At 68.8% G+C, this 9,067-nt stretch carries 8 protein-coding genes; 1 reads left to right on the top strand and 7 read right to left on the bottom strand.

All coding sequences use genetic code 11. The features are described 5' to 3' along the window. From P409_RS17860 to P409_RS17830, 7 genes are all read right to left on the bottom strand, one after another. The coding region (locus P409_RS17860; RefSeq protein ID WP_202964710.1) for an AGE family epimerase/isomerase at nt 1–728 on the bottom strand (728 nt) is incomplete at its 3' end. Between the two features lie 201 nt (nt 729–929). Then, complete coding sequence (locus P409_RS17855; protein ID WP_034840523.1) at nt 930–2,447, bottom strand: phosphomannomutase/phosphoglucomutase; 1,518 nt, start codon at nt 2,445–2,447, stop codon at nt 930–932. Nucleotides 2,448–2,617: 170 nt separating this feature from the next. After that, a complete protein-coding gene (locus tag P409_RS17850; RefSeq protein WP_034840518.1) occupies nt 2,618–2,893 on the bottom strand; it encodes an HU family DNA-binding protein in 276 nt (91 codons plus the stop codon). Nucleotides 2,894–3,004: 111 nt separating this feature from the next. After that, the gene (locus P409_RS17845; protein ID WP_052120847.1) at nt 3,005–3,736 is read right to left on the bottom strand and encodes an ABC transporter ATP-binding protein; all 732 of its coding nucleotides are present in this window, start codon (nt 3,734–3,736) and stop codon (nt 3,005–3,007) included. Continuing rightward, nucleotides 3,733–4,539 (bottom strand): ABC transporter permease, encoded by an 807-nt coding sequence (locus P409_RS17840; protein ID WP_034840514.1) that lies wholly within the window; start codon nt 4,537–4,539, stop codon nt 3,733–3,735. Before P409_RS17840 ends, P409_RS17845 begins: the two co-directional genes overlap by 4 nt. 51 nt (nt 4,540–4,590) lie before the next feature. Next, nucleotides 4,591–6,111, bottom strand: coding sequence for a hypothetical protein (locus P409_RS17835; protein WP_034840510.1), 1,521 nt, complete (start codon nt 6,109–6,111; stop codon nt 4,591–4,593). A 120-nt stretch (nt 6,112–6,231) separates the two neighbouring features. After that, complete coding sequence (locus P409_RS17830) at nt 6,232–7,638, bottom strand: glycosyltransferase family 4 protein (RefSeq protein WP_202964709.1); 1,407 nt, start codon at nt 7,636–7,638, stop codon at nt 6,232–6,234. A 311-nt stretch (nt 7,639–7,949) separates the two neighbouring features. Here P409_RS17830 and P409_RS17825 point away from each other — a divergent pair. Then, nucleotides 7,950–9,067, top strand: a 1,118-nt coding sequence (locus tag P409_RS17825; RefSeq protein WP_034840505.1) for a polysaccharide biosynthesis/export family protein, incomplete at its 3' end; no start/stop codon positions are given.

Below are 9,067 nucleotides of genomic sequence, written 5' to 3'. Positions count from 1 at the left end.
ATGCGGCCGTCGCGGCCGGGCGCCGGCCGCCACTCGCCGTCGAAGAACTCGCGCAGATAGCCCGTCTTCGGATCGATGAAATGCGACAGCGCCAGGCCGGCGATCTCGTCGGCGAGATCGTTCCAGGCCTGCTGGTCCGGGCCCTGGCCCAGCTCGACCCAGGCCAGCGACGCCTCGAACAGGTGCATATGCGGATTGGCCAGCAGCGGCAGCTTGCGCGGCGCCGCCTCTTCGAACCCACCCAGCGGGTGCTTCAGCGTCGCCTCCAGCCGCTGCCGCAGGCGGCGGGCCGCCGCGGTCAGCGGCGCCGGGTCGGCGACCACGGTGCCGGCGACCGCCAGGGCGAACAGGGCGAAGGCCTGGTCGTACAGCACCACGCTGTCGTCCAAGGTCGCCCCGTCCGGCCCGACCAGGGTGCGGAAGGTGCCGTCCGGCCGCTCATAGGCCTTGCGGAAGAAGGCCAGCCCGTGCTCGACCGCCTGGCGCGACGGGCCGGTCCAGCCGAGGCGGCCGGCGACGGCGAAGGTGAAGACCTGCCGCGCCTGCACCCGGGCGCGGCGCGGGTCCAGGCATGGCGTGCCGTCGAGGTTCAGCCTCTCATGGAAGCCGCCGCGGTCGCGGTCGGCGCCGGCCTCCCACCAGATCGGCAGCGCCTGCGCGGTCAGCCAGGTCATCAGCCGGTCGCGCAGGCCCTGCAGGGTCGCGATCTGCTCGGTCGGGGTGGTCATCATCGGCTCCAGCGGCAGGTCTCGGTCATGGTGTCAGATGGTCGGGTGAGGGGGGCCCAGCTCCCCATTCCGTCATGCCCGGGCGGGTCCTCGGGGCAAGCCCGAGGACGGGCATCCAGAGATCGTCGACATCCTCTGGATTGCCGGGTCAAGCCCGGCAATGACAAAAAAAGCAAGGAGGCCCTTCACCCGGCGGTTCTCTCAGATCGTCTGATTGTAGGCGCCCACTTCGGGATTCTCACGCAGCACGGTGTCGACGGCCTTGAACATCTCGTGCAGCCGGTCCTTCGACACCGGGCTCTCGACCACCACCACCAGCTCCGGCTTGTTGGAGGAGGCGCGGACCAGGCCCCAGGTGCCGTCCTCGGTGGTCACGCGGATGCCGTTGACCGTGACCATGTCGACGATGCGGTGGCCGGCCAGCCCGTCCTTGGCGGCGATCTCGCGGAAGCGCTTCTCGACCCGCTCGACGACGTCGTACTTCACCTCGTCGGCGCAATGCGGCGACATGGTCGGCGACCCCCAGGTCTGCGGCAGGGCGCGATAGAGATCGGCCATGGTCTTGCCGGGGTTGCGGTCCATCATCTCGCAGACGGCGATGGCGGTGACCAGCCCGTCATCGTAGCCGCGGCCGATCGGCGGGTTGAAGAAGAAATGGCCGGACTTCTCGAAGCCGGCCAGCGCGTTCAGGTCGCGCACCCGGCGCTTGATGTAGGAATGGCCGGTCTTCCAGTAGTCGGTCTTCGCCCCCTGCGCCTGCAGCACCGGGTCGGCCGCGAACAGCCCGGTCGACTTGACGTCGACCACGAACTGGGCGCCGGGATGCAGCGCCGACAGGTCGCGCGCCAGCATCACGCCGATCTTGTCGGCGAAGATCTCGTTCCCCTCGTTGTCAACCACGCCGCAGCGGTCGCCGTCGCCGTCGAAGCCCAGGCCGAAATCGGCCCCGGTCTCCTTCACCTTGGCGGCGATGGCGTGCAGCATCTCCATGTCTTCGGGGTTGGGGTTGTAGTTCGGAAAGGTGTGGTCCAGCTCGACGTCGAGCGGGATCACCTCGATCCCGATCGCCTCCAGCACCCGCGGGGCGAAGGCGCCGGCGGTGCCGTTGCCGCAGGCGGCGACCACGCGCAGCTTGCGGGTGATCTTCCGGCCTTCGGTCAGCTCGCGGACATACTGCTCGGCGAAGCCCTCGACGAAGCGGTAGGCGCCGCCGCTGCGCGGCTCGAACGCGCCGGACAGCACGATGTCGCGCAGCCTTCCCATCTCCTCCGGCCCGAAGGTGACCGGGCGGCTGCAGCCCATCTTCACCCCGGTCCAGCCATTGTCGTTGTGCGAGGCGGTGACCATGGCGACGGCCGGGACGTCCAGCGCGAACTGGGCGAAATAGGCCATCGGCGAGACCGCCAGGCCGATGTCGTGCACGGTGCAGCCGGCCGCCATCAGCCCCTGCGCCAGGGCGATCTTGATGGCCATGGAGTAGCCGCGGAAATCGTGGCCGACCACGACCTCGGGCTTTACCCCGGCCTCGTGCAGATAGGTGCCGAGGCCGAGGCCCAGCGCCTGCACGCCCATCAGGTTCAGCTCCGGCGGCTTGTCCGAGCCGGGATGGCCGAACCACCAGCGGGCGTCGTATTCGCGGAAGCCGGTCGGCTTGACCAGCGGCGTGGTCTCGAAGGCGTAGGTGTTGGGGGCCAATGATGCGGAGGGCTTGGGCAGCATCGCGGGATCCTCGGGGGGCGGCAGGGGAGGAGGGGCAGGCAGCGGAAACCCGATCGCCGACCCGGGGCGGTCCCGGATCGGCGGCACGGACGAAGGCACGCCTTCGGATCGATCGATTGTTGTTGGTTGCAGCCGGGACCCGGCGGACGACCAGGCCCCGGATCAGCGCCTCAGGCGTTCAACGCCTCGCGCACCGGCTTGGACGGGCTGAACACCACCTTCTTCGAGGCAGCGATGGTGATCGGGGCGCCGGTGGTCGGGTTGCGGCCCTCGCGCTCCGGCCGGGTCGCCACCTTGAACCGGCCGAAGCCGGAGATCGACACCTGGTCACCCCGCGCGGCCGATTCGGTGATCGCCTGGAAGATGCTGGTGAGGATGCGCTTGGCCTTCACGCGCGACAGCTTGTGGTCCTGGGCCAGCTGTTCGATCAGCTCCGAGGTGTTCATCGACGGTCCTCTAGATGGCAATGGGTGCATCGCACCCGGTGGCAGGCCCGGGGACGGCCCCGGACCCATGGCGCATGCTCGGGCGAGCATGTCGGGGCGGACGGGCAGAGGTCAGGGGAGCGGCGCGGGCAGCTCGTCATCCTCATCCTCCTCGTCGAACTCGATCGGCGGCTCGTCATCGGCGGGGAAGTCGTCGTCCTTGAACGCCAGGATGGCGTCGCGCACCGAGTCGTAGGTGGTCAGCCGGCCGTCGGACAGCACCGCGCCGGTGTCGGCGAAGCGGCGCAGCATGCGCGGCCGCTTGGTGGTGAAGACCAGCGTCGCCTCGCGCCGGCGGGCGTCGACCAGCCGCTCGCACCAGTCGCGGAAGCCGGGCGGGCCGCCGATCACCGATTCGTCGGCCAGGTAGATGTCGAAGGGCAGGGCATAGGCCGCGGTGAACAGGAGGCGGCTGCGCTTGTCGCCGGTGTAGCTTGCGAACGGCTTGTCGAAATCGGTGCCCAGATCGGCATGCGCCTCGACGAAGCGGACCACCTCGGTGGCGTCGGCGCCGTAGATGCGGGCGGTGAACCAGACATTCTCGCGCCCGGTCATGGTGCTGACGAAGGGGCCGGCGGTGCCGACCAGGAACGACACCCGGCCCTGGCGCAGCACCCGCCCGGAATCCGGCGGGATGGAGCCCGCGATCAGGCGGATCAGCGTCGACTTCCCGGCGCCGCGGCGGCCGAGGATGCCGACGGTCTGCCCCGGCTCGAACACGGCGCTCAGCTCGTCCAGCACCAGCCGGCTGTGGCCGGTGCCGTGCGAGCGGTAGCGCTTGGTGACGCGGTCCAGCACGATCATTTCGCGGTCATCCGGCGGGTCCGCAGCGCCCGCTCCAGGACCAGGCCGAAGAAGATCGAGCCCAGCGCCCAGGATAGCAGATAGGTCTTGTCCAGGCACACCGTCGGATAGGTCAGGTAGAAGCCGGTGCGGAACCACTCCACGCCGTGCAGCACCGGGTTCCAGACCAGCCAGTCGCGGATCTGCGCCGGCATGTAGTCGGGCACGTAGAACACGGCGCTGAGGAACAAGAGCGACCGGCCGAACACGCCGTAGACCACCGCCCACAGCCGGAAGAAGGAACCGATCACGCCGTTGACGATGCCGACGCCGATCGCCGTGGCCGCGATCACCAGGAAGGCGGAGACCACCTTCAGCGGCTGGATCGGCGCTGCCTCCGGCACCCCCATGACGATGTGGATGAAGCTGAACAGCAGGATCGCCACGACCGCGAGCTGCAGCGTCTCCAGGAAGGCGCGGGCCAGCAGCAGGTCCAGCGGCTTGACCAGCGGCACGCCCTTGGTCAGCCCGCCGCCGCGCAGCGCCGTCATCGCCTTCGACGAGATGTGCATGAAGGTGAAGTACGGGATCATGCCGGTGCCGAGGAACAGCAGCATGCTGGTGCCGAAATCCGCCTGCCGGCCGATGGCGGAGAACACCGCCATCATCATCGACAGCTGCAGCATCGGCTCGAGCATCTCGAGCAGGTAGCTGAGGCGCGAATGCTTGGCGTGCATCCGCATCTCGCGCAGCATCAGCGACACCAGGACCCGGACCTGGACCGCCAGGGCCGTGCCGAGGCGGGGCCGTGCCAGCACGGTCATGGCGCGGCTCCGGGCAGGGGGGCGATCGTCGGCGTCGTCATCCGGGCCGCCTCAGATCATGTGGTCGCGCACGGAGTGGACCGTGAGCATGGTGATGGCCCAGGCGACGAAGGCGATCAGGAACACGATCAGCACGTCCTCGTACCGCTCCGGATACAGCGCGTACTCGGCCAGCTGCGGCTCGACATAGGGCATCAGATAGGTGCGGTCGGACATGGCGCTGCTGCGCACCTGGTCCAGCGCCGTCAGCATGTTCTGGTAGCTCTGCTGCGCGAATTGCATCTCGAGCCGGATGTCCTCGTAATCCGACAGGGTCGCGGCATAGCCCTCCTGCGACGGGCCGCTGCCGGCCGCCGGGGCGGTGCCGGCGCCGAGCTCGCCCTCGATCTTGTTCAGCTGGTCCCGGGTCGCGGCGATGTTGTTCTTCAGCACCTTGATGGTCGGCGCGTCCGGCGACATGTGGGTCGACAGCGAGGTCAGCTGCGCTTCCATCTGCGCCAGGTTGGTGCGCAGCTGCAGCGACAGGCCGAGGGTGGAGGACGCGCTGGTCGACAGGTCCGGGGTCTGCTGCACGTTGCGGAACTGGCGCAGCTTGGCCGTGACTTCGCGCAGCCGGTCCTCGGCGTTCTTCACGTCACGCTCGGCGAAGCGGACCGAATCCTCGCGGGCGCGCTCGGCGATGCGGTTGACCAGGTCCTCGCTGGAGCCGATCAGCGCCTTGGCGACGCGCAGCGAATCCTCCGGCGTGAAGGCGCGGACCTGGACGATGGAGATGCCGGTCGACACGTCGAAGCTGGCATCGACCCGGTTCTGCCAGTACTTCACCAGCTTCTCGACCGGCACGGTGGGGTCGAGGCGGGAGAGATAGTCGGCCTTCGGGCTGCTGTAGATCGCGCGCAGGTCGACGGTCTTCAGGAGGTCGCCCACCGCCTCGCGGCTGGTGATGTAGTCGGCGACGATGAAGTTGTCGCTGAACGCCGACAGCCGGGCCGACTGGCCCAGCGCGGCGCCGACCAGATCCGTGGTCGCCGAGGAGGCCGAGGCGTTCGAGGATTTCACCGCGAAGCGGAACTCGGAGACGTACTGGTCGGCGGCGAAATAGAGGTAGTAGGCGGCCCCGGCCGCGGTCGGCAGCACCACCATCAGCAGCAGCGACAGCCAGAACCCGGCCGACAGCCTGGCCTTGCGGCTGGGCAGCCGCAACGGCTCGGTCCGGGTGTCGTAGCGGCGCTCCAGCGGCGTGCGCCGGGCCGTCGGCGGCGGCGCCGACCGCACCGCCGGCACGTCGCGGAAGCCGGTCACCAGCTCATCCGCCGATCGCCGCCGGCTGGGCAGCGAGGTGACGGTGGCGTCGGTTGTCGGGGCGGCCTCGCCCTCCGGCTCGCTGCCGGCAGGCTCGCCGCCGCGCCGGGCATTCATCCGCGCACGGGCGGCGCGCAACTCGGCGATGGTCCGCCGCGACGTCGGCGCGTCCTGGGATGTGTCGGAGGAGTCCCGGGAGTCCGCGACCGAAGCCTGCTGGTCCAGCTTTTCGGAGAGATCTTCCGAGGGATTGTCCGGTGTCTTGCCCAAGCCATGCCTCACGAGAGTCGGGGTGGCTGCGCTTCCGTTCGCTGCACCGCAGCATAGCAGACCGGATGCGACGAGGAAACCTTCGAAACCACCAAACCTTCTTGCTCCACCATGGGTCCTTCAACGAAACCTTTGGTCGGCGTCCGCCAGAACCGGCGTTCCGGTTGCGGCCTCGACTTCCGCCCCGGCCCGCGACCGCTCCCCGGCCGGCAGCAGCCGCCGGTACATCTCGCCCAGCCGGGCGCGGTAGCGCTCCGGCGAGTAGAGATCCGCCTGCCGGCTGCCGCGCTGCACCAGGTCGCCGCGCAGCTCGGCATTGCTGTCGAGGGCGCGGATCGCCTCGGCCAGGGCGTGGGTGTCGTAGGGGTCGATCAGCAGCGCCGCGTCGCCCGCCACCTCCGGCAAGGCGCCCTCGGTCGAGGCGAGGACCGGAGTGCCCAGGCGCATCGCCTCCAGCACCGGCAGGCCGAAGCCCTCGTACAGCGACGGGAAGGTCACCGCCTTGGCGCCGCGGATCAGGCTGACCAGCAGCGGGAAGGGGGCGTAGTCGATGCGCAGCACCCGGTTGCGGGTGTAGGTCAGGGTGTCGACCTGCTCCAGGTAGCGGATGGTCGAATCGTTCAGCAGCTTCAGCTCCTGGTCGGTCTTCCAGGCCAGCTTGCCGATGATCACCAGCGGCGTCTTGATCTGGCTGGCGAGGTACCCCTCGATCAGCCGACCGATGTTCTTCTTCGGCTCGATCGCGCCGAAATAGAGCAGGTAGCCCTTATGGGTGAGATTGAAGGTGCCCTCGACCTCGCGCTTCACCGCCTCCTCCGGCTTCTCGGCATATTTCGCCGGGATGTCGACCGCCTGGTAGGTGTTGGTGATGCGCTCCTCGGGGTAGCCGAACAGGTCGACGATGTCGCGCTTGGAGGTCTCCGACACCGTGACGATGTGGTCGGCGCGGCGCAGCAGCATCCGTACCAGCCGGTGGTAGCGGCGCTTGTTGTCGAGCGTGGTGTAGGGCAGCCGCAGCGGCACCAGGTCGTGGATGGTGTAGATGTTGCGGGCGCCGGCCATGCGCAGCGGCAGTGGATAGGTCCAGTGCATCAGCTTGGGCGCGTGGCGCAGCGTCACCGTCATCCGGTTGCGATAGATGGCGAAGTGCCGGTAGGAGCGGCTCCACAGGTCCGGCACCGAGCTGATCTGGTCGTAATACGGCATCCGCGACCGGTAGGTCCTGGCGATCACCTTGCCGGTGATCGGCACCGGCTTGGCCCGCACCCCGGCCGGCGAATGGATCAGCTCGTTGACATAGCGCAGGAACTCCAGCCAACGCGGCGCCTCGCCGACATTGGACGGGTCGAAGAAGGCGATCTCGCGCAGCAGCTGCTGGGTGCTCGGCGCGGCCCGGCCGCCATACAGCACCTCGGTGCGGTAGCCGAGATTGTGCAGCTCATAGCTCAGGTTCCGGGCATAGGTGGCCACCCCGGTGCCGGTTTCGAGGCCGAGATTGTAGCCGTCGATCATGATCGTCTGGGTCACGGCATGGTCCTGTGCTGTCCGGCGACTCGAAGCGGAGGCTTCGGCATGGCCCCGATGGCGACGCGCCGTATCGGACCATAGCTTCACCCGTGCCGCCATCCAAGATTTGGCAAGGGCGCTATAGATATAAAACCTAAAATGCGGCACGAAAACAGGAATTTCAGGTTTGCAGTCCGGGAGCCCGCTCCAGGCCTCGGTTTCCGGACTCGAATCTGAAATCGGACGCATTTGAGGCATTGGCTATTGCGTTCGAAATCTGGTATGCCCCAAGCATTCGCGCTACGGCGCACGGCAGAAGAGACGACGGCCCCATGACCTGGCGACTGGCGTGGCTCCTTCCCGCCGCTCTCGCGCTGCCCGCCTGTGGCGAGCTGCCGAGCAACGGTCCCCTGGCCGGCCAGATCCTGGCGTCGGGCGAGAAAGCCTCGGCCGCGGAAGCCGCCAAGGCGGTCGACACCCAATACGCCATCGTCGATCTCAACGAGACCACGATCGCGGCGCTGGACCGCGCCCCGCGGCCCAGCCTGATGCAGCGCTTCGGCGACAAGGCGCCGGCGCCGACACAGCAGATCGGGGTCGGCGACACCGTCTCGGTGTCGATCTGGGAAGCCGGCACCGGCCTGTTCGCCTCCGGCGCCGTCACCCCGACCGGCGCCGACGGGGCGCACAGCGTCACTTTGCCGCCCCAGATCGTCGACCAGCGCGGCAACATCACCGTGCCCTATGCGGCCAAGCCGATCCGGGCGGTGGGCCGCACCCCGACCGAGGTCGCCGACGCGATCGAGCGGTCGCTGACCAGCCAGGCCAGCCAGCCGCAGGTGATCGTCACCGTGCCGGAATCGGGCTCCGCCTCCGCCTCGGTGCTGGGCGACCAGACCGGCGGGGCGCGGGTGCCGCTCAACCTCAGGGGCGAGCGGCTGCTCGACGTCATCGCCCAGGGCGGCGGCATTAGGTCGCTGCCGGCGGAGACCTTCATCACCCTGACCCGGGCCGGGGCGTCGGAGACGGTGGGCCTGCCGACCATCCTGAAGGACCCGTCAGAAAACATCTACATCCAGCCGGACGACACCATCTACGTCACCCGCCATCCGCAGACCTACACGGCGCTGGGCGCGGTCAGCACCTCCGGCGAGCTGCCGATCGACCAGGAGCCGTTCACCCTGGCCCAGGCCGTGGGCCGGGCCGGGGGGCTGGCGTCGAACCAGGCGGATGCCAGCGCCGTCTTCGTCTTCCGCTTCGAATCGCGGGCCGTGTTCCAGTCGATCCGAAGCAACTCGCCGCTGCTGGCAACGCGCCAGCCGGTGCCGGTGGTCTACCGCCTCAGCTTCGAGGATCCGCGCGGCTTCTTCTACGCCCAGCAGTTCCCGGTGCACAGCCGCGACCTGATCTATGTCGGCACCGCATCGTCGGTCGAGTTCCTGAAGTTCAC

It is taken from the genome of Inquilinus limosus MP06, assembly GCF_000767795.1.
GTDB classification, from domain to species: Bacteria; Pseudomonadota; Alphaproteobacteria; order DSM-16000; family Inquilinaceae; genus Inquilinus; species Inquilinus limosus_E.
The sequence above is the reverse complement of the archived record's forward strand: the minus strand, read 5'-3'. Positions and strand labels throughout refer to the sequence as shown.